Below are 20,047 nucleotides of genomic sequence, written 5' to 3'. Positions count from 1 at the left end.
TCCGGCAACGGGGGAGGGTGATCGCATTCATGCGACAGAGGTCGTCATGCCCGGGACAAGCCGGGCATGACGACGTGCGGCAGGTTGCCCCAGCCCGGCGCGGCAGCCTTCTTGCAAGGTCATTTTGCAAGGTCATTTTGATCGCATGCATCGGCATGCAACAAAGTGCATGTTTGGTGTCGAATCGCTCTTGCCTCGGAACGATACTGCCATTACCCATTTTTCCGCCTTGATGAGGCAGGGGGAGCTCTTTCACTGATGGCGACTGTGTTCGAACATCGGCGCGCGTCCGTATGCGCCTGAAAGAGTCCTGATGCTGCTCGTCGTCGAACAGTTCCTGAACGGATTGCAGTTCGGCCTGCTGCTGTTCCTGCTCGCCGCCGGCCTGACGCTGGTGTTCGGGATCATGGATCTCGTCAACCTCGCGCACGGCTCGCTCTACATGATGGGCGCCTATTTCGCCGCGACCTTCGCGGCGTGGACCGGCAGCTTCCTGCTCGGCGCGCTGCTGGCGCTGGGCGCGACGCTGGTGCTCGGCATCGTGCTCGAGATGAGCGCGCTGCGGCATCTCTACGGCCGCGACCATCTCGACCATGTGCTCGCAACCTTCGGCCTGATCCTGTTCTTCAACGAAGCCGTGCGGCTGATCTGGGGCCCGGCGGGCCTCGCGCTGCCGCTGCCGGCCTGGCTCACGGTGCCGGTGCCGATCCTGCCCGGCATTCACTATCCCGCCTATCGCCTCGCCATCATCGTCGTGGCACTGCTGGTGGCGCTCTTGCTCTATCTCGGCGTGATGCGCACCCGCATCGGCATGCTGATCCGGGCAGGGGCCTCCAACCGCGAGATGATCGGTGCGCTCGGCATCAACATCAAGCTGCTCTACACCCTGGTGTTCGGCCTCGGTGCGGCGCTCGCCGGATTGGCCGGGCTGATGCAGGCGCCGATCCTCACCGTGCAGATCGGCATGGGCGAGAACATCCTGATCCTCGCCTTCGTCATCATCGTGATCGGCGGCATCGGCTCGATCCGCGGCGCGTTCCTCGCCGCGATCTTCGTCGGCATGATCGACACGCTCGGCCGCGCCTTCCTGCCCAATCTGCTCCGGCAGATCTTGAGCGGCGCCGCCGCCTCCACCGCCGCGCCCGCGCTGTCCTCCATGCTGATCTATCTCCTGATGGCGATCGTGCTGGTGGTGCGGCCGGAGGGGCTGTTTCCGGCCAATCGCCGATGAAGAGTTTGACTGTGAGCAAGGCCGTCACGGCCCTGATGCTGGCGGGCCTCCTGCTGCTGCCGCTCTATTCGCAGCTTAGCGGCAACATCTTCATCCTGACGCTGTTCACCCGCATCATCATCCTGGCGCTGGCGGCCGCGAGCCTCAACCTCATCATGGGTTTTGGCGGCATGATGAGCTTCGGCCACGCCGCCTATCTCGGCATCGGCGGCTACGCGGTCGGCATGCTCGCGCAGGAAGGCATAGGGTCCGGCTTCATCCAGTTCCCGGTCGCGCTCGCGGCCTCCGCCATCTATGCGCTGGTGATCGGCGCGCTCTCTTTGCGCACCCGCGGCGTCTATTTCATCATGATCACGCTGGCCTTCGCGCAAATGGCCTATTACGTCGCCTCAGGCCTTGCGCGTTACGGCGGCGATGACGGCCTCACCGTCTACAAGCGCAGCGACTTCTCCGGGTTGATCAACCTCTCGAACCGCACGCAGTTCTACTATCTCTGCCTCGCCTGCCTGCTCGGCGTCGTCTTCCTGATCTGGCGCATCGTCAATTCGCGCTTCGGCCTCGTCGTGCAGGGCCTGCGTTCCAACGAGCAGCGCATGCAGGCGATCGGCTTTCCCGCCAAGCGCTACAAGCTCGTCTGCTTCGTCATCTCAGGGACCATGTGCGGGCTCGCCGGCGCGCTGCTCGCCAACAACACCGATTTCGTCAGCCCGGCCGTGATGTACTGGACCCGCTCCGGTGACCTCATGGTGATGGTGATCCTGGGCGGCATGGGCACGCTGTTCGGCCCGATCATCGGCGCGGTGGTGTTCCTGCTGCTCGAAGAGTTCCTGTCGCAGATCACCGAATATTGGGCGCTGATCATGGGCCCGCTGCTGCTGCTGATCGTGCTGTTCGGCCGCGGCGGCATCATGGGCCTGCTCGGGAGGGCTGGCCGTGGCTGAACCCCTGCTCCGCGTCGAGAAGCTTGTGCGCCGCTTCGGCGGCATCATCGCCACCGACAACGTCTCGCTCGATGTCGCGGCGGGCGAGCTGCACGCCATCATCGGCCCGAACGGTGCCGGCAAGACCACGCTGATCAGCCAGCTCACCGGGCATCTGGAGCCGCATTCCGGCAGCGTCTCGCTGGCGGGGCGCGACATCACCTACTTGCCGGCCTATCGCCGCTGTGCGCTGGGCCTTGCCCGTTCGTTCCAGATCACCTCGCTGCTGCTCGATTTCACCGCTGCCGACAATGTCGCGCTGGCGGCGCAGGCGCATGCCGGCACCTCGTTCCGCTTCTTCGCCGATGCGCGCAAGGAGAAGGGTCTGCGCGATGCCGCCCATGCCGCGCTCGATCGCGTCGGTCTCGCTCATCGCGCCGATGTCCTGGTCTCCAAGCTCAGCCATGGCGAGCGACGCCAGATCGAGCTTGCGGTCGCGCTCGCCAGCAAGCCGAAACTGCTGCTGCTCGACGAGCCCATGGCCGGCCTCGGCGTCACGGAATCCCAGGGCATGGTGAAGCTGCTGCAGGAGCTGCGGAAAGAGGTCTCGATCGTGCTGGTCGAGCACGACATGCCGGCGGTGTTCGCGCTGGCCGACCGCATCTCGGTGCTGGTCTATGGCCGCGTCATCGCCTCCGGCGATCCAGCCGCGATCCGGGCCAATGAAGACGTCAAGCGCGCCTATCTCGGCGACCAGCATGTGGTGACGCATCATGGCTGACACGCTGCTCGACGTCGACGGCATCGAGACCTGCTACGGCCTCTCCCAGGTGCTGTTCGGCCTGTCGCTGTCAATCAAGCCGGGCGAGATGGTCTCGCTGATGGGCCGCAACGGCATGGGCAAGACCACCACGATCCGTTCCATCATGGGCCTGACGCCGGCGCGCGCCGGCGCGATCCGGTTTGCTGGCACTGAAGTACGGCAGCTGCCGTCCTACAGGATTGCAAAACTCGGCGTCGGTCTCGTTCCCGAGGGACGCCAGATCTTCCCGAACCTCACCGTGCGCGAAAATCTCGTGGCGGCCGCCGCCGATCGCTTCGGCAGCTCCAATCCCTGGACGCTGGCGGCGATCTACGTGCTGTTCCCGCGCCTCGCCGAGCGCGCGACCAACATGGGCAACCAGCTCTCCGGCGGCGAGCAGCAGATGCTCGCGATCGGCCGCGCGCTGATGACCAATCCGAAGCTTCTGATTCTGGACGAAGCGACCGAGGGCCTCGCGCCGCTGATCCGCGAGGAGATCTGGCACTGCCTGTCGCTGCTCAAGAGCCGCGGACAGTCGATCCTGGTCGTCGACAAGAACGTCGACCATCTCGCCCGCATCTGCGATCGCCATTACATCATCGAGCGCGGCAAGACGGTGTGGAGCGGCACATCCGACGAGCTGATGGCCGAGCCGGATCTCCAGCACAAATATCTGGGCATCTGAGCGCGCCAGTTTCGAAGCTCTCCAAACTGGGCGCAGAGGTCTTGAGTACGCCGCCGCGGGCCGTCAATGTCGCCGCGTAAGCGGATGCGATGCGGGACTTTTACGATCAAATTGTCGGACGGCCTCAAGACGAGGTCATCGGTGCCGCACAGCGAGGGTCTTCCGCTCAATGGCTGGATTTCCCGGGCTGCGTGTTCGTCAGAGGTGAGTTTCGCGCCGGTCTCGACGGGCCCGCGATTGTCGCGCCGGGCCTGTTCATCTCCGTCGCGTTCGACGAGAGCGCAAGCCGCGGCATTCTGACGCGCGCAGCCGGGGAAAGGCAGATGACGGCCATTGCCGTGCGCGAAGCCGCCGCTGCGGGACATTCGGTTCGGTGTGACGAGCGTCCTGCGATCGGCCTGGCGCTCCCGCAGGCCTCCATCGACGAGCTCGGATTTGGCGACGCGTTTCGGACGCTGTTCAGGGATGGCGACGCGGGCGCGGCCACGGTATCGCTGACGGTGTCGGCGCGCGTGCAGGCCGTTGCGGCGGAAATGTTCTCGCCGCCGGTCGCCGGAAGCGCCGCGCAATTGTTGCTGTCGGCGCACGCCGCCGAGATCGTGGTCCACGCCTTGTTCGGCGAGCGCGGCCGGATCGCGGTCGATCCCGCCGCCGATCTCCAGCGCACGCGCCTGCAATCGGTCAAGGAGCGGATGGATGCCGATCTCGCCTATCCCTGGAGCATCGACGAGCTGGCGCGGAACGCGGGGCTGAGCCGCCGCTCCTTCAACCAGAAATTCCAGATGGCGTATGGCGAGAGCGCGATCGACTATTTGCGGCGCCAGCGGCTTGATGCCGCACGCGATCTGCTGATTCATCAGCGGTTGTCGGTCACCGAGGCGGCCTATCGCGTCGGCTACGCGCATCCCGCGAATTTCGCCACCGCGTTCCGCAGGCGCTTCGGCCACTCGCCGAGCGGCTGCCAGTGAGCTTGCACTGAACTGCACCGAACTTGAAAGCCTCCAAGCGCGATCAAAGGTGATTTGCGCGCGCGCAAAGGCGGCGCACGTCCCGATCTGGTTACACCCGGGTTCGAACACGGAACTCGGGGACGATGATGACGCGGAATGACGGGCAAACACCCGGCTGGGAACGAATGGTGAGAACTGGTCTCGGCGCGGCCGGTTTGGGACTAGTCCTTCACGCGACGCCCTCGGCGGCACAGACCTCCGGGACCAATTCGACGTCGACGGCGGCGACATTGCCTCCCGTCACGGTGGAGGCACCGAACCAGGCGCGTCCGCGTGCCCAGTCTGCCCAGCGCGCCTCACAATCGCAGCGTGGCCGCGTCGCGTCGCGGCGCAGTTCCGAGGGCGCGCAAGCCGGAAACACGCGCGAGGCTGGTGACAGCAGCGGCAACGCGTCGAGCGAGCGCAGCTATGTCGCAAGCGGCAGCTCGGCCGGCACGAAGACGAACACCCCGTTGCTGGAGACGCCGCAGTCGATTTCCGTCGTGACCCGCAAGGAGCTCAACGACCGCGCCGTGCAGACGCTGACGGAGGCGGTCGGCTATCAACCGGGCGTCCGCATCGATGCGTCCGGCTACGATCCGCGCTTCGACGCCATCTCGATCCGCGGCTTCGACATCACGTACAACGGCGTCTATCTCGACGGCTTGCGTCTCGTCGGCGCCGGTCTCAGCGTGTTCAAGACCGAACCCTATGGCGCCGACAGCATCACCGTGGTGCGCGGGCCGAGCTCGGCCCTCTACGGTCTCGGCTCGCCCGGCGGACTGATCGACCTGCAGAGCAAGCTGCCGACCAGCCAGCCGTTCCACGAGGTGCAGACGCTGTTCGGCGACCGCGAGCGTGCGCAGGGCAATTTCGATTTTTCGGGGCCGATCGATCCCAACGGCCAGTTCTCGTATCGGCTGACCGGCGTGGTGCGCGACGCCGACGTGTTCGTGCCCGGCGGCAAGGACAATCGCACCTATGTCGCTCCGGCCGTCACCTGGAAACCGGATCAGTCGACCCTGACGATTCTCGGCGCTTACCAGAAATCGAAGACGCCGGGGTCCATGTTCACCTATTCTTCGGGCACAGGGACCGCGACGGACATTTTCACGGGCAGCCCGTCCTACAACTCGCTCGATCAGGAGCAGGGACGCGTCGGCTATTTGTTCGAGCATGCGTTCAACAATGCCGTGACCGTCCGCCAGAAATTCCGCTATGTCGACGTCGACGCGGTCACCCGCTATGTCGGCTTTCTCGGCGCTCCCGTGAACAACGTCGTCTCGCGCTATACCGGCTATGTCCACGACACCCTGCAATCGGCCATCATGGACAACCAGGTCGAGGCGAAGCTTTCGACCGGCCCCGTGCAGCACACGCTGTTGGTCGGCACCGACTACACCGCGTCGAAATTCAACGACAAGCAGGGCTTCGGCTTCGGCGTCTCCGACCTCAATCTGGCCGCGCCGGCCTATGTGCCGGAATCGATTCCCGATCCCGCGATCTCGACCTCGACGCGGCAGCGGCAGACCCAGTCCGGCGTGTACATCCAGGATCAGGCCAGGCTCGACCACTGGATCCTGACGCTGAGCGGCCGCAGCGACTGGGTCAGTACCACCGGCGAGGACCTGTTCGCGGTGACAAGGCAAACGCAGTCCGACCAGGCCTATAGCGGGCGCGCCGGACTGACCTATGTGTTCGATTCCGGCGTTGCGCCCTACGTCGCCTATTCGACCTCGTTCTTTCCCAATCTCGGCGTCGATCCCTCAGGTGCCTTTTTCAAGCCGACCACCGGCGAGCAGACCGAGATCGGCATCAAGTATCAGCCGCCGGGGACGCGGAGCTTCGTCACCGCTGCATTGTTCGACCTGACCCAGACCGGCGGCCTCGTGACGACGGGAACGGGCATCACGGTCCAGCGCGGCGAGATCCAAAGCCGCGGCTTCGAATTGCAGGGGCTCGCGAGCCTCGGCGGCGGCTTCGACGTCACCGCGTCCTATACCTATCTCGACATGGTCACCAAGCAGGCCGGAGACAGCGCGTTGATCGGCAAGTTTCCGTCGGGCAATCCGCCGCACACCGCGACGCTGTGGGCGAACTATGCCATGCCGCTGGCAGGCCCGTTCGCAGGACTGAGCCTCGGCGCCGGCGCGCGTTACATGTCCTCGAACTATGGCGACGATCTCAATACGTTCAAGAACAGCTCGGTGACCCTGGTCGACGCGGCGCTGAAATATGATTTCGGCCAGGCGGCAAGGGAGCTGAAGGGCCTGTCGTTTCAGGTCAACGCCAAGAACCTGTTCAATCTGCACTACACGACGTGCCAGGTCGGATATTGCTACCGCGGAGCCCCGCTGACCGTCATCGCTACGCTGGGCTATCGCTGGTGAGTCTCTTCGCGAGGGGTGGGTTGCCTGAACCAAGGTCCGTGGTCCAATAAATCCGGTGGCGCTGCAACTCGCGGACCACGCGGGTCGCGACAGAGGGGCATGGTCATCACCGCTAACTGGCCAATCCAGCTCACCTAAATTCCCACCAGGGAGCGCTAGCGCGCGAGCCTGTGTGTGCCGATTTCGATCAGCGTCGCCCGGCAAGACAAGCGATAAATCAGGCTGAACAATTGAGCAAACATGATCGAACTCCACTGTTGATCACGGCCATGATCGTAGACCCTGCGTCTTTCGGGCGGTTTTCGAGGCGCCGGAAAACGGCTTCGTCGGATGTGCCAGGATGTCGTCGGAACAGGGGGCGACGAAGTCACTTCACAGGGGCGTGAGGGGGCAGCGCTCTCTATGCCCTCGGGAAGCGTCGGGTATCAAAAAACCTCGAAATACTCGCGGTGCTCCCAGTCGGTCACTTCAGACAGAAAGCGGTCGATCTCGGCGTTCTTGATGTGGGTGTAATAATCGACGAATTCCGCCCCGAGCTTCTCGCGGAAGAAGGGATCGTCCTTCAGCGCCGAGACCGCATCGCGCAAACTCTTCGGCAGCAGCGGCGCCTTGGTCTCGTAGGGCGTGTCGGCGGACGGGCCGGGATCGAGCTTGCGATCGACGCCGTCGAGGCCGGAGAGAATCTGCGAGGCCATGTAGAGATAGGGATTGGCGGCAGGCTCGCCGATGCGGTTCTCCAGGCGCGTGGCGGCATCGTTGGCGCAGCCAAGCACGCGGATCATCACGCCGCGATTGTCGCGGCCCCAGATCGCGCGGTCCGGCGCCAGCGAATAGGAGCGGTAGCGTTTGTAGCCGTTGATGGTCGGCGTCGTGAACAAGGTCGAGGCGCGGGCATGGTCGAGCAGGCCGGCGAGCCAGGCCCTGCCGAACGCGCTGAGCGGCTCGGTGCCGTCCTTGACCATGAACTGGTTCTCAGCCGTAGCGCGCGACACGATCGACTGATGCAAATGCCAGCCGCTCGCGAACACGTTCGGCAGCTTCGGGCGGCACATGAAGGTGGCGTGATAGCCATGGCGGTGTGCGATCTGCTTCACGGCGCTGCGGAACAGCACCATGTTGTCGGCGGGCTCCAGCCCCTTCCGCGGCGCGAAGGTGAACTCGCACTGGCTCGGCCCGAACTCGACCTCGACCGAACGCAGCGGCAGCCCGAGCGCGACGATGTCGCGGCGCAGAATCTCCAGCACCGGCTCCATCTGATCGAAGCGTTGCTCGGTCAGATATTGATAGCCGTGGCTGAGCAGGCTCACCGATGGCGGCGTGCCGGGCTGGCCGGCGTCCTCGGGCCGCATATGCGCTTCGTCGAGCTTGAAGATGTGAAATTCGACCTCGAGGCCCGCAACGAAATCGTGGCCGCGGCTGGCGAGCTCGTCGAGCACCTTGCGATAGAGCGAGCGCGTCGCGAACGGCACCGGGCGGCCATCGCCGAAGAAGAGGTCACACAGCACCCAGCCCGTCGCCGGCGCCCAAGGCAAGACGCGAAACGTCGTGGGATCGGCGACCATCAGCACGTCGGCCGCGCCCTCCATCTCCTTCATGCCGAAGCCGCCGCCCGCGGTGAACACCGGAAACACCGTGCGGTGCGAGGTGTCCTTGGCGAGCATGGTGGTGGTGATCGAGCAGCCGCTTTCCAGCGACGCGATCGCCTCCGAGGCGATGATGGTCTTGCCGCGCAAGATGCCGTGCTGGTCGGGAAAGGCGAGGCGGATGACTTCGAGGTTCTTGTCCTCGACGAGACGCCGCATGCGCGCCGCCGCGTCCTTCTGCTCATCCGACCACAGCGCATGACGCGCGACGAAAGTCACTTTGATTGCTCCCTTGCTACCTGTCATTCCGGGGCGCGCGAAGCGAGAACCCGGAATCTCGAAATTCTCAGGTGCGCAATTGCGCACCATAGCTCGATGCTGGCGCATCGCCCCGGAATGACGGTGCTACAGACTACTCCGCCGCCGTCAGCTTGTGCACGTTGTCGGCGATCTCCTTCGGCACCGGCGCGGTCCAGGGCGCGCCGCGGCGGCGCTTGACGTCGACTTCCATCCAGTAGGGCTCCCAGCCCCGCGTCGGCCCGATGCCGTCCATGGTCGCGGGGCCCTGGATGCTGCGCGCATTGGCCTCGTCCAAAAACAGCATCGGCTTCTCGCCGCCGGAGACCTTCTCGATCTCCTGCCGCAGCAGGCGGCGGTACTGTACGATCGCCTTGTCGCTCGAGCCGAGATGCTCCCTGGTGCGGTCCTGGATCGCGCCCATCGATTCCACCGCCCATTGGTCGTGGACGTTGATGTCGGTGCCCATGCCGGTATAGGTCGCGGTCTGCTGCTCGTGCGGATCGAAGCCGTAATCGTTGGCTCTGTTCTTGCGCGACTTGTAGTCGGGCAATTCATAGAGCTCGAGCCGCTGGTCGCGCATCTTCTTCTTGTCGACCGGGTTCGCATAGCTGGTGAAGATCGCGTACCAGTAGCAGTTCTCGTCGTCGACCGGGACGTGCCACTGCGTGATCGTCATCTCCGTGCTCATGGGGATGACGAAGCCGTGCGGAAACAGCTGGTTGGTGACGCGCACATGGGTGCGCTCCTCGTCGATCTCGCGCAGCGCGATCAGCCGCAGGCCGTATTCGGTGTGCTCGACATTGATGATCGGCCGGTCGTATTCGCGCAGGATCTTCGTCATCGGCAGGTCGGAGCCGGCGGAAGCGCCGCGGAATTGCTTGCCATAGGCGGTGGAAGTGTCCTCGTCCTCGAAGAAGCGGTGCAGATAGGAAGCGTGCGCCGGATCGATGCCGACCTCGAGCGCCTGCAGCCAGTTGCAGGCCATGTGGCCCTTGAACGCGAACGTGTGGGTATCAGGTGCGACGAAGCAGTCGAGCTCGGGAAAGGCCGGCCGTTCGCCTTCGCCAAGATACGCCCAGAGGATGCCGCTCTTCTCCACCACCGGATACGAACGCTGCCGGATGTTCTGGCAGAGCTTTGAATCCTTCGGCTCGGCAGGCGTCTCGATGCACTGGCCGGTGGCGTCGAACAGCCAGCCATGGAAGGCGCAGCGCAGTCCGCCATGCTCCAGCCGCCCGAAGGCGAGGTCGGCGCCGCGATGGGCGCAGTGGCGATCCATCAGGCCGTAGCGTCCCGTCTCGTCGCGAAACAGCACGAGGTTCTCGCCGAGCAGTCTGACGGGGCGGATCGGCCGCGAGCCCTCGAGCTCATCCACCAGCGCCGCCGGCTGCCAATAGCTCCGCATCAGCTTTCCGCACGGATCCTTCGGCCCGGTGCGGGTGATCAGGTCGTTCTGCTCCTGGCTCATCATGGTGTGTGCATCCTTGTGGAGTGGCGATTGTTCGCCTATTGAACGAATGGGCGAATTATGACATGCCTTGGATCAGCGGCAAGCACTATTTTGCAGGATTATCCCTCACCCATGCCCAAGCTGAAGCGAAGTGACACGGACGAGCGCGCGACGGATTTCGTCGAAGCCCTCGATCGCGGCCTGCGCCTGCTGCAATGTTTCGGCACGAACGCCGGTCCGATGACACTGAGCGACCTCGCCCGCGCCGCCGATCTACCGCGCGCCACCGCGCGGCGCATGCTGTTCACGCTCCAGCGCGGCGGTTTTGTCAGTGGCGACGGCAAGTTGTTCTCACTGACGCCGCACGTGCTGACGCTGGCGGCGTCTTACCTGCGCTCCAACCAGCTCGTCGCGGTGCTGCAGCCCGTGCTCGATGGCGTTGCGACCGCAGCGAACGAAATCTCTTCGCTCGCGGTGCTCGACGGCGATGACGTCGTTTTCATTGCCCGTGGCAGCCCGGCGCGGGTGTTCTCGGGCGGGCTGGAGATCGGCTACCGCCTGCCGTCCTTCTGCACCTCGGTCGGCCGTGCCATGCTCGGCCAGCTCGACGATGACGCGCTCGCCGCGCGCCTGACGGCGATGAGGCGCGAGCCGCTGACGCCGCAGACCGTGACGGACGCCAAGGCGCTGCTCGCGCGCATCACGGCCGATCGTGCGCAGGGCTATTCCCTGGTCGACCGCGAGGCCGAGCCGCATTTCCGCTCGATCTCGGTCCCGGTCCGCCGCTACGACGGCGTCATCGTCGCCGCGATCAACATGGGCGCCCATGTCGACCGCGTGCCGGTGCAGGAATTGATCGATCGTTTCCTGCCGCTGCTGCGCGACGGCGCGGAGAAGGTGCAGTCGCAACTGCTGTGACTGCGTAGGGCGCATTAGCCGTGGGCGTAATCCGTCATCTTTCAAGTGTTGGCGAAGAGGGCGGATTACGCTTCGCTCATCCGCCCTACGCCGCCTCGTCACCGCCCCTCCGCCTCACGCTCCATGTCGCGGCCCGAAAGGTCCTCGCCCTGCATGTTGGCATAGTCCCGCGCCATCTCGCGCATCAGGAATTTCGCCGGCACGTCGTGGTAGGTGCCGCGATCGTTGACATATTGCATGTAGGCGCGGCCCTCGCCGTCGAAGGGATGCAGCAGCGCATCGGTGTGACCGTCGAAATCGAGCGGCGCCACGCCGACCTTGGCGCAGAGCGTATCGTTGAACGTGGGCGTCGCCTTGCGCCAGGCGCCGTCGACATGCACCTCCGTAAAGCCATGCCAGGTGAAGATGTCCGTGCCCATGCTCGCCCGCAGCTTCTCGGTGGTGAGATGGTTCTTGACGTCCGCGAAGCCGACCCGTGCGGGAATGCCATGGACGCGGCAGGCAGCGGCATAGAGCGCGGCCTTTCCAACGCAATAGCCCTGGCCCGCGGCGAGCACGCTTGAGGCGCGAAAGGTCTCGGCGACGCGCATGCTGACGTAAGGATTATAGCGGATGCCGTCGCGCACCGCCTTGTAGAGCACGCTCGCCTTGTCGCGCGCGCTCGCATCCGCGCGCACGGCGCCTTCGGCAAATCGCTGCACGGCAGGATGATCGCTGTCGATGTACTCGCCGGGATCGGTGTAGAGGCGGCGGATCGTATCGGGGAGGATGTCGGTCATGGCGCCAGCTTAGCAGGCGATTTGCACGGAACTCAAATCACGCGATACACGGACTTTGCGCGAGGACGTTGCGTGTTCTCGACTTGCGTCGAGGCGCTGACCTTCCGTCTCACTACCGGTTGCGCATCCAGTCGGCGAGGCCGGACAGCGCCTTGTCGAGGTCCTGCCGCGCGGCGGCGTCGGTCACCGTCTCCTCCATCGCGCCGCGCATGCAGAGCATCCACGCATCGCGCTCGGCATCGCCGATGGCAAAGCCGATGTGCCGCTGACGCAGCCGCGGATGGCCCTTCTCGGGGGTGTAGAGCCGCGGCCCGCCGGTCCATTCTGTGAGGTAACGCTTCAAGACGTCCCTGATCAGGCCGAGGTCGTTCGCGTGCATGGCACGGATGATTTGTGCTTCCGGTAGCGTGTCCATGCGCTCGTAGAAGCGGTCGACGAGAAGGTCGATGGTGGCGCTGCCGCCGATCCGCTCGAACATGGAGGTGGTGACGTCGGTGGAGGTCATTTCTACAGCGCCACACTCCGCAGGCCGAAGCTGCGGGCTTCGTTTTGCAGCACCGGCCGCACCGCATCGATCAGCCGTGCTGCGGCCGCATCGACGCTGAGCCCCGCCGTATCCACCACCGCCGTCGCGCGCGAATACAGCGGCTCGCGGCTGAGCAAGATGTTGCGCAGCTCGGCCATGGCGGAGCGATCATCCGCCATCGGACGCAGATCGCCCTGGCGGCGGACGCGGGCCATGTGCTCTTCGGGCTCGGCCTTGAGCCAGATCGTGTAGAACGAGGTCAGGATCTGGTCGAAGGTCAGCGGCTCCGAGACGATGCCGCCACCGGTCGCCAGCACCATCAGCTCGTTGCGCGCCAGCAGCTGCTGCAGCGCCGCCTGCTCCATGCGGCGAAAGCCTTCCTGGCCGTACAGCGCGATGATCTCGGCGACCGAGAGGCCGTTCTGCTGCTCGACCTCCTTGTTGAGCTCCACAAAACTCCAGCCGACCTTCTTCGCCAGCATCCGTCCGAGCGTCGACTTGCCGGCGCCGCGCAGGCCGATCAGCGCGATGCCGCAGAACGGCGCGCGGCGCGGCGCGGTTGCGCTGCCGCCTGCGAGCAAATCTTTCGCCTGCGCGATCTGCGCCGGCGTCGCCTTGCGCAGGAGATCGCGAAACATCTGCCAGTCCGGCGTCGGATCGGCTGACGGCAGCAGGTCTTCGAGATGCGCGCCCATCGCGTCGGAGACGCGGCGCAGCAGCACGATCGAGACATTGCCCTTGCCGCTTTCGAGCTGCGCGATGTAGCGCTCCGAGATTCCTGATACCTTGGCGAGCACCTTGCGCGACATGCCGCGCAACGCGCGCATGGTGCGCACGCGCTGGCCGAGTTGTTCGAGGAAGCGGGATTCGGCGTCGGGACTGTCGGTCATGAGCCTTCTTTAAAAGGTGTCTTTTGAAGGTTGTCCTGCGGCGCAATTTAATGAAACATAATGCCTGCCAGCATTGACAGCAAGCCGCCGCGGTGTCTTTCTATGAATTATAATTCTAAATTCGGGGGAGAAGTCCGTGAGCGAGGGATCCTACAACGCGGTGACCTGGCTGCTCGACCGTAACGTCGCCGAAGGCCGGGGCGACAAGCTGGCCTTCGACGACACCGTCTCGCGGCTCACCTATGGCGAGCTCCAGCAGCAGACCTGCCGCGCCGCCAACATGCTGCGCCGGCTCGGCGTCCGCCGCGAGGAGCGCGTGGCGATGATCATGCTGGATACGGTCGACTTTCCGGTCGTGTTCCTGGGTGCGATCCGCGCCGGCATCGTGCCGGTGCCGCTGAACACGCTGCTGACGGCGGACCAATACGCCTACATCCTCGCCGACTGCCGCGCCCGCGTGCTGTTCGTCTCCGAGGCGCTCTACCCCGTCATCAAGGACGTGGTCGGCCGCAAGCCCGATCTCGAGCATGTCGTGGTCTCCGGCGCCAAGCAGAACGGCCACAAGCAGCTCGCGGAAGAGATCGCGGGCGAGAGCGATCAGTTCACCACGGCCGCGACCCATCCGGACGAGCCGGCATTCTGGCTCTACTCGTCCGGCTCGACCGGCATGCCCAAGGGCGTGCGCCACATCCATTCCAATCTGCAGGCCACTGCCGACACCTACGCAAAACAGGTGCTCGGCATCCGCGAGAGCGACGTGTGCCTCTCCGCGGCGAAGTTGTTCTTCGCCTATGGGCTCGGCAATGCGCTGACCTTCCCGATGTCGGTCGGCGCCAGCGTGATCCTCAACAGCGAGCGGCCGACGCCGGCGCGCATGTTTGATCTGATGAACCGCTACAACCCCTCGATCTTCTACGGCGTGCCGACCTTGTTCGCGGCGATGCTCAACGACGAGACCATGAAGAGCGAGCGTGGCGGCAAGGCGCTGCGCATCTGCACCTCCGCCGGCGAGGCGCTGCCGGAATCGGTCGGCCACAGCTGGAAGAAGCGCTTCGGCGTCGACATTCTCGACGGTGTCGGCTCGACCGAGCTCTTGCACATCTTTCTCTCGAACGCGCCCGGCGACATCAAATACGGCTCCTCGGGCAAGCCGGTGCCGGGCTATGCGGTGCGGCTGGTCAATGAAGCCGGGCAGAACGTCGCCGACGGCGAGGTCGGCGAGCTCCTGGTCGACGCGCCCTCCGCTGGCGAGGGCTACTGGAATCAGCGCCACAAGAGCCGGCGTACGTTCGAGGGACCCTGGACCCGCACCGGCGACAAATATGTCCGCGACGCCGACGGCCGCTACACCTTCTGTGGCCGTGCCGACGACATGTTCAAGGTCTCCGGCATCTGGGTCTCGCCGTTCGAGGTCGAGAGCGCGCTGGTCACCCATCCCGCCGTGCTGGAAGCGGCTGTGGTGCCGGAAGCCGATCCGGAAGGCCTGTTGAAGCCGAAAGCCTTCGTCGTGCTGCGCCCCGGAGCGCCGACGGCGGAGCTGCAGGAGATGCTCAAGGAGCACGTCAAGCAGAAGATCGGCCCCTGGAAATATCCGCGCTGGATCGACGTGGTGGACTCCTTGCCGAAGACGGCGACGGGCAAGATCCAGCGGTTCAAGCTGCGCGAAGGGGCAAATTGAAATCGCTGATGCCATGTCGGCGGCCACCGCAAACTCCGCTGGACGACTGAGTGCGCGGAAAGCGCCTTCTGCTCATTGCGAAGAAGAGTGACGCCATGACCAATCTTTCCCCCACCGGCTTCCTCAGCATCGACGGCGCCAGCCTCGAATGCAAATGGCTCGCGCCGCAAGCCGCGGATGCACCCACCATTGTCATGCTGCATGAAGGCCTCGGCTCGGTCGGGCTCTGGGGCGATTTCCCGGAAAGACTTCAGCAAGCCACCGGCGCCGGCATCTTCGCCTATTCGCGCGCGGGCTACGGCCAGTCGAGCCCGGTCACGCTGCCGCGGCCGCTCGATTACATGCAGCGCGAGGCGCTCGACGTGTTGCCGAAAGTGCTCGACGCAATCGGCTTCAAGCGCGGCCTTCTGCTCGGCCATTCCGACGGCGCCTCGATCGCGGCGATCTATGCCGGTTCACACCAGGATCACCGCCTTCAGGGCGTTGCGCTGATCGCACCGCATTTCATCGTCGAGGACGTCTCGGTGACATCCATCGCGGCGATCAAGACGACGTTCGAGACCGCCGACCTCAGGGCGAAACTGGCGCGCTGGCACCAGGACGTCGACAACGCCTTTTACGGCTGGAACGGCGCCTGGCTCGATCCAAAATTCCGCGACTGGGACATCTCCGAATACCTCGCCTATATCCGCGTCCCCGTCCTGATCCTGCAGGGCGCGAACGACCAATATGGGACATTGCGCCAGCTCGAAATCGCCCGGGAAGAGTGCTATTGTCCGGTCGATATTAAAGTCATTTCAGAGGCGGGCCATTCCCCGCATCGTGAAGCGCCGGGGGCGACGCTTGACGCGATTGAGCAATTTGCAAGAGCGGCCCTGCGCGACGATCAGGGACTTCAGGTGCACGCCGCATGACCATGCGGAGGCACATCCATGAATGTGCCTTCACATGTGAGCGGTCCGTTGCCATGGCCGCAATGGGCCCATGTGCCGGGCGAGACCGGCGCGTCCGATGCCGATTCCGAGACGCTGGACATGGCCAAGGCGCTGGTGCCGTCGGCCTTCCGCGGCCACGTGCCGGCGCGGCATCCGGCGCTGCGCTACGGCCTCGCGCTCAACGACCGCGGCTATTTCTGGGAGGCGCAGGAGGTGCTCGAGGCGGTGTGGGCCGCGGCGCCCCAAGGCGGCCGCGAGCGCGTTCTGCTGCGCGCCTGCATCCACATCGCCAACGCGAATTTGCGGCTGCGCATGCAGAAGTCGCGTTCGGCGGCGCGCTTGTTCGGCGATGCGCTGGCGGAGCTGCGCAGCTTGAACTCGCGCAAGGCGGCCACGGGTGGCGACGGCTTCGTCGAGAGTTTTCCGGTCGTGGCGCTGATCGCGCAACTGGCGGCCAAGCTCGACCGTCCAAGCCTCTCCAAGGCGGATTGGATCGCACTCGGAGCGACCGTGCGGTCTTAAACCCTGCATGAAACAAAATGCATGTGAGCCCCGTTAAGGGCTAGACGCGACCGAAAAGATGCACTATTGTGCATCTAACGCTACGGCGAAAATGCATAATCAAGCTCAGGGATGACCCATGGCCGGGGAAGATCGGCGCCTCGCAGGCGGCGCGACATTCATCGATTTCCAGACCGAACCGTCCCGCTACAAGCACTGGAAGCTGGCGGTCGACAGCGACGTCGCGACGCTGACCATGGACGTCGACGAGAATGGCGGCCTGTTCGAAGGCTATCTGCTCAAGCTCAACTCTTATGACCTCGGCGTCGACATCGAACTGGCAGACGTGGTCCAGCGCCTGCGCTTCGAGCATCCCGAGGTGAAGGTCGTGGTGATGCGCTCGGCCAAGAACCGCGTGTTCTGCGCCGGCGCCAACATCCGCATGCTCGCGGGCTCCACGCATGCCCACAAGGTGAACTTCTGCAAGTTCACCAACGAGACCCGCAACGGCATGGAAGATTCGTCCGAGAATTCCGGCCAGCGCTTCATCACCGTGGTGAACGGCTCCGCCGCCGGTGGCGGCTATGAGCTGGCGCTCGCGACCGACCACATCATCCTCGCCGACGACGGCGCCTCTGCCGTCGCGCTGCCCGAGGTGCCGCTGCTCGCGGTGCTGCCGGGCACCGGCGGTCTCACCCGCGTCGTCGACAAGCGCAAGGTGCGCCGCGACCACGCCGATTTCTTCTGCACCATCGAGGAAGGCGTGAAGGGCAAGCGCGCCGTGCAGTGGCGCCTCGTCGACGAGATCGCGCCGAACTCCAAGCTCGAGGCCAGGATCGCCGAGCGTGCCAAGGAATTCGCGGGCCAATCCAAGCGCAAGGGCAGCGGCAAGGGTATCTTGTTGACGCCGCTCAAGCGCGTCATCGACGAAAACAGCATCCGTTACGGCTTCGTCACCGTCGACATCGACCGTGCCGCCCGCATCGCCACCATCTCGATCAAGGCCCCCGAAGCTGCGCCGCCCGCCGACATCGACGGTATGATGGCGCAGGGCGCCTCGTTCTGGCCGCTGCAAGTGGCGCGCGAGCTCGACGATGCCATCCTGCATCTGCGCATCAACGAGCTAGAGATCGCCATGCTGGTGTTCAAGAGCCATGGCGATCGCGCTCATGTGCTCGCAGCCGATGCCTTCCTCGAAGCCAACAAGGCGCACTGGCTGGTCAACGAGATCAGGCACTACTGGAAGCGCGTGCTCAAGCGCATCGACGTCACCTCGCGCACGCTGGTGACGCTGGTCGAGCCGGGCTCCTGCTTTGCCGGCACGCTCGCCGAGCTCGTCTTCGCCGCCGACCGCTCCTACATGCTGATCGGCACGCGCCAGGGCGACAACCGTCCGCCGCCGTCGATCGAGCTCTCCGCGATGAATTTCGGCCCCTATCCGATGAGCCATGGCCTGACGCGGCTGCAATCGCGCTTCCAGGCCGATCCCTCCGACGTCGAGCGCGCGGAAGCCACGCTCGGCACCAGCCTCGACGCCGAACAGGCCGAGGAGCTCGGCCTCGTCACCTTCGCGCTCGACGACATCGACTGGGACGACGAGGTCCGCGTGTTCCTGGAGGAGCGCGCCAGCTTCTCGCCCGACAGCCTCACCGGCATGGAAGCGAGCCTGCGCTTCGTCGGTCCCGAGACTATGGAATCAAAGATCTTCGCGCGCCTCACGGCGTGGCAGAACTGGATCTTCCAGCGCCCCAACGCGGTCGGCGAGGAAGGCGCGCTGCGTCGCTACGGCAGCGGCCAGAAGCCGAAATTCGATATGACGCGAGTGTAACCACCTTCGTGTCCCGGGCGCGCTGCGGCACAAAGTGACGCTGCGCACAACCGGGACCCAGACGGACCAGACAATAGGTCCCGGCTCAGCAGTGCGGCACTTCGCGCCGCACTGCGTCCGGGGCACGAGACCGATCAAGGAGCACGGCCATGAACATGAACATCATGAACGTCGACTACTCGACCAAGATTCCCAACAACGTCAATCTCGCCGAAGACCGCCAGGTGCTCAAAGCGCTGGAAGGCTGGCATCCCGGCTACATGGACTGGTGGAGCGACATGGGGCCGGAAGGCTTCCAGGAATCGCTGGTTTATTTGCGCACCGCCTATTCGGTCGATCCGCGCGGCTGGGCCAAGTTCGACTATGTCCGCATGCCCGAATATCGCTGGGGCATTCTGCTTGCGCCGCAGGAAGAGAACCGCGTCGTTCCCTTCGGCGAGCATTATGGCGAGCCGGCCTGGCAGGAAGTCCCGGGCGAGCATCGCGCCATGCTGCGCCGCCTGATCGTGATCCAGGGCGACACCGAGCCGGCTTCGGTCGAGCAGCAGCGCCATCTCGGCAAGACCGCGCCCTCGCTCTACGACATGCGCAATCTGTTCCAGGTGAACGTCGAGGAAGGCCGCCATCTCTGGGCGATGGTCTATCTGCTGCAGAAATATTTCGGCCGCGACGGCCGCGAAGAAGCCGATGATCTCCTGCGTCGCCGCTCCGGCGACGCCGACGCGCCGCGCATGCTGGGCGCCTTCAACGAGGCGACGCCGGACTGGCTGTCCTTCTTCATGTTCACCTACTTCACCGACCGCGACGGCAAGATGCAGCTGCACTCGCTGGCGCAGTCCGGCTTCGATCCGCTGTCGCGCACCTGCCGCTTCATGCTGACCGAGGAAGCGCACCACATGTTCGTCGGCGAGACCGGTATCACCCGCGTCGTGCAGCGCACTTGCGACGCGATGCGCGAGGCCGGCATCACCGATCCCACCGACATCGCGAAAGTGCGCGCGCTCGGGGTGATTGACCTGCCGACCATCCAGAAGAAGCTGAACCTGCACTACACGCTGTCGCTCGATCTCTTCGGCTCGGAAGTCTCGACCAACGCGGCCAACGCCTTCAACGCCGGCATCAAGGGCCGCTATCACGAGACCCAGATCGAGGACGATCATCAGCTCAAGAACTCAACCTATCCGGTGCTCAAGCTGATCAACGGCGAGATCAAGCTGGTCGACGAGCCCGCGCTGACCGCGCTCAACATGCGCCTGCGCGACGATTACAGCCAGGACTGCGTCAAGGGCATGCTGCGCTGGAACAAGGTGATCTCGACCTCGGGGTATCAGTTCCAGCTCAAGCTGCCCAACGTCGCCTTCCACCGCCACATCGGCGAGTTCAAGGACGTGCATGCGACGCCCGACGGCATTTTGATCGACGACGCCACCTGGGCCAAGCGCAAGGACGAGTGGCTGCCATCGACCGCCGACGGCGACTTCATCACTTCGCTGATGCAGCCCGTCACCGAGCAAGGCAAGTACGCCTCCTGGATCTCGCCGCCGAAAGTCGGCATCGACAACAAGCCGGGCGATTTCGAGTACGTGAAGATCGAGTCGTGAGGAGCGGCGAATGGTGAATGGCGAGTAGCGAATAGAGAACG

At 64.8% G+C, this 20,047-nt stretch carries 17 protein-coding genes; 12 read left to right on the top strand and 5 right to left on the bottom strand.

The annotated features are described in order from the left end of the window. Nucleotides 1-313: 313 nt before the first annotated feature. From AC0WRY_RS33085 to AC0WRY_RS33060, 6 genes are all read left to right on the top strand, one after another. A complete protein-coding gene (locus AC0WRY_RS33085; RefSeq protein WP_194404900.1) occupies nucleotides 314-1,231 on the top strand; it encodes a branched-chain amino acid ABC transporter permease in 918 nt (305 codons plus the stop codon). Further along, on the top strand, nucleotides 1,228-2,172 hold the full coding sequence (locus AC0WRY_RS33080; protein ID WP_194404899.1) for a branched-chain amino acid ABC transporter permease: 945 nt from the start codon (nucleotides 1,228-1,230) through the stop codon (nucleotides 2,170-2,172). Before AC0WRY_RS33085 ends, AC0WRY_RS33080 begins: the two co-directional genes overlap by 4 nt. Beyond that, the gene (locus tag AC0WRY_RS33075; RefSeq protein ID WP_194404898.1) at nucleotides 2,165-2,932 is read left to right on the top strand and encodes an ABC transporter ATP-binding protein; all 768 of its coding nucleotides are present in this window, start codon (nucleotides 2,165-2,167) and stop codon (nucleotides 2,930-2,932) included. Before AC0WRY_RS33080 ends, AC0WRY_RS33075 begins: the two co-directional genes overlap by 8 nt. After that, nucleotides 2,925-3,638 (top strand): ABC transporter ATP-binding protein, encoded by a 714-nt coding sequence (locus tag AC0WRY_RS33070; RefSeq protein WP_194404897.1) that lies wholly within the window; start codon nucleotides 2,925-2,927, stop codon nucleotides 3,636-3,638. Before AC0WRY_RS33075 ends, AC0WRY_RS33070 begins: the two co-directional genes overlap by 8 nt. Before the next feature lie 191 nt (nucleotides 3,639-3,829). Next, the gene (locus AC0WRY_RS33065) at nucleotides 3,830-4,606 is read left to right on the top strand and encodes a helix-turn-helix transcriptional regulator (RefSeq protein ID WP_246776375.1); all 777 of its coding nucleotides are present in this window, start codon (nucleotides 3,830-3,832) and stop codon (nucleotides 4,604-4,606) included. Between the two features lie 167 nt (nucleotides 4,607-4,773). Continuing rightward, nucleotides 4,774-7,017, top strand: coding sequence for a TonB-dependent siderophore receptor (locus AC0WRY_RS33060; protein ID WP_491122449.1), 2,244 nt, complete (start codon nucleotides 4,774-4,776; stop codon nucleotides 7,015-7,017). Nucleotides 7,018-7,442: 425 nt separating this feature from the next. On the opposite strand, the gene AC0WRY_RS33055 is transcribed toward AC0WRY_RS33060, so the two are convergent. Both AC0WRY_RS33055 and AC0WRY_RS33050 read right to left on the bottom strand, forming a co-directional pair. After that, the gene (locus tag AC0WRY_RS33055) at nucleotides 7,443-8,879 is read right to left on the bottom strand and encodes a glutamine synthetase family protein (protein ID WP_491122448.1); all 1,437 of its coding nucleotides are present in this window, start codon (nucleotides 8,877-8,879) and stop codon (nucleotides 7,443-7,445) included. Between the two features lie 133 nt (nucleotides 8,880-9,012). Further along, nucleotides 9,013-10,371: an aromatic ring-hydroxylating dioxygenase subunit alpha gene (locus tag AC0WRY_RS33050; protein ID WP_491122447.1), complete on the bottom strand. Its 1,359-nt coding sequence runs from the start codon at nucleotides 10,369-10,371 to the stop codon at nucleotides 9,013-9,015. Nucleotides 10,372-10,482: 111 nt separating this feature from the next. Here AC0WRY_RS33050 and AC0WRY_RS33045 point away from each other — a divergent pair, with 111 nt between their 5' ends. Then, a complete protein-coding gene (locus AC0WRY_RS33045) occupies nucleotides 10,483-11,268 on the top strand; it encodes an IclR family transcriptional regulator domain-containing protein (RefSeq protein ID WP_491122446.1) in 786 nt (261 codons plus the stop codon). Between the two features lie 98 nt (nucleotides 11,269-11,366). Here AC0WRY_RS33045 and AC0WRY_RS33040 read toward each other — a convergent pair whose 3' ends face one another. From AC0WRY_RS33040 to AC0WRY_RS33030, 3 genes are all read right to left on the bottom strand, one after another. Continuing rightward, nucleotides 11,367-12,047 (bottom strand): transglutaminase-like domain-containing protein, encoded by a 681-nt coding sequence (locus AC0WRY_RS33040; protein ID WP_211415532.1) that lies wholly within the window; start codon nucleotides 12,045-12,047, stop codon nucleotides 11,367-11,369. 112 nt (nucleotides 12,048-12,159) lie between these two features. Beyond that, complete coding sequence (locus tag AC0WRY_RS33035; protein ID WP_194404891.1) at nucleotides 12,160-12,552, bottom strand: group II truncated hemoglobin; 393 nt, start codon at nucleotides 12,550-12,552, stop codon at nucleotides 12,160-12,162. A 2-nt stretch (nucleotides 12,553-12,554) separates the two neighbouring features. Continuing rightward, nucleotides 12,555-13,463, bottom strand: coding sequence for a helix-turn-helix transcriptional regulator (locus tag AC0WRY_RS33030; RefSeq protein ID WP_211415534.1), 909 nt, complete (start codon nucleotides 13,461-13,463; stop codon nucleotides 12,555-12,557). Nucleotides 13,464-13,599: 136 nt separating this feature from the next. Between AC0WRY_RS33030 and AC0WRY_RS33025 the strand changes: the two genes are divergently transcribed. The 5 genes from AC0WRY_RS33025 to boxB all read left to right on the top strand — a co-directional run bounded on the left by AC0WRY_RS33025 (nucleotide 13,600) and on the right by boxB (nucleotide 20,006). Continuing rightward, nucleotides 13,600-15,141 (top strand): benzoate-CoA ligase family protein, encoded by a 1,542-nt coding sequence (locus AC0WRY_RS33025; protein WP_491122445.1) that lies wholly within the window; start codon nucleotides 13,600-13,602, stop codon nucleotides 15,139-15,141. 95 nt (nucleotides 15,142-15,236) lie between these two features. Further along, nucleotides 15,237-16,055, top strand: coding sequence for an alpha/beta fold hydrolase (locus tag AC0WRY_RS33020; protein WP_194404888.1), 819 nt, complete (start codon nucleotides 15,237-15,239; stop codon nucleotides 16,053-16,055). Nucleotides 16,056-16,073: 18 nt separating this feature from the next. Further along, nucleotides 16,074-16,598 (top strand): DUF309 domain-containing protein, encoded by a 525-nt coding sequence (locus AC0WRY_RS33015; RefSeq protein WP_491122444.1) that lies wholly within the window; start codon nucleotides 16,074-16,076, stop codon nucleotides 16,596-16,598. A gap of 118 nt (nucleotides 16,599-16,716) precedes the next feature. After that, nucleotides 16,717-18,405: a 2,3-epoxybenzoyl-CoA dihydrolase gene (gene boxC / locus AC0WRY_RS33010; protein WP_491122443.1), complete on the top strand. Its 1,689-nt coding sequence runs from the start codon at nucleotides 16,717-16,719 to the stop codon at nucleotides 18,403-18,405. A 149-nt stretch (nucleotides 18,406-18,554) separates the two neighbouring features. Beyond that, on the top strand, nucleotides 18,555-20,006 hold the full coding sequence (boxB, locus tag AC0WRY_RS33005; RefSeq protein WP_194404885.1) for a benzoyl-CoA 2,3-epoxidase subunit BoxB: 1,452 nt from the start codon (nucleotides 18,555-18,557) through the stop codon (nucleotides 20,004-20,006). Nucleotides 20,007-20,047 lie beyond the last annotated feature (41 nt).

The organism is Bradyrhizobium sp. T-12 (assembly GCF_058314695.1).
This window is presented reverse-complemented; position numbering and strand designations above follow the sequence as displayed.

What these genes read in the sequence shown, in the direction of transcription:
- AC0WRY_RS33085 (WP_194404900.1), top strand. Translation starts at nt 314, where the DNA reads ATGCTGCTCGTCGTCGAACAGTTCCTGAACGGATTGCAGTTCGGCCTG.
- AC0WRY_RS33080 (WP_194404899.1), top strand. Translation starts at nt 1,228, where the DNA reads ATGAAGAGTTTGACTGTGAGCAAGGCCGTCACGGCCCTGATGCTGGCG.
- AC0WRY_RS33070 (WP_194404897.1), top strand. Translation starts at nt 2,925, where the DNA reads ATGGCTGACACGCTGCTCGACGTCGACGGCATCGAGACCTGCTACGGC.
- AC0WRY_RS33060 (WP_491122449.1), top strand. Translation starts at nt 4,774, where the DNA reads ATGGTGAGAACTGGTCTCGGCGCGGCCGGTTTGGGACTAGTCCTTCAC.
- AC0WRY_RS33050 (WP_491122447.1), bottom strand. Translation starts at nt 10,371, where the DNA reads ATGATGAGCCAGGAGCAGAACGACCTGATCACCCGCACCGGGCCGAAG.
- AC0WRY_RS33045 (WP_491122446.1), top strand. Translation starts at nt 10,483, where the DNA reads ATGCCCAAGCTGAAGCGAAGTGACACGGACGAGCGCGCGACGGATTTC.
- AC0WRY_RS33040 (WP_211415532.1), bottom strand. Translation starts at nt 12,047, where the DNA reads ATGACCGACATCCTCCCCGATACGATCCGCCGCCTCTACACCGATCCC.
- AC0WRY_RS33035 (WP_194404891.1), bottom strand. Translation starts at nt 12,552, where the DNA reads ATGACCTCCACCGACGTCACCACCTCCATGTTCGAGCGGATCGGCGGC.
- AC0WRY_RS33030 (WP_211415534.1), bottom strand. Translation starts at nt 13,463, where the DNA reads ATGACCGACAGTCCCGACGCCGAATCCCGCTTCCTCGAACAACTCGGC.
- AC0WRY_RS33020 (WP_194404888.1), top strand. Translation starts at nt 15,237, where the DNA reads ATGACCAATCTTTCCCCCACCGGCTTCCTCAGCATCGACGGCGCCAGC.
- AC0WRY_RS33015 (WP_491122444.1), top strand. Translation starts at nt 16,074, where the DNA reads ATGAATGTGCCTTCACATGTGAGCGGTCCGTTGCCATGGCCGCAATGG.
- boxC (WP_491122443.1), top strand. Translation starts at nt 16,717, where the DNA reads ATGGCCGGGGAAGATCGGCGCCTCGCAGGCGGCGCGACATTCATCGAT.
- boxB (WP_194404885.1), top strand. Translation starts at nt 18,555, where the DNA reads ATGAACATGAACATCATGAACGTCGACTACTCGACCAAGATTCCCAAC.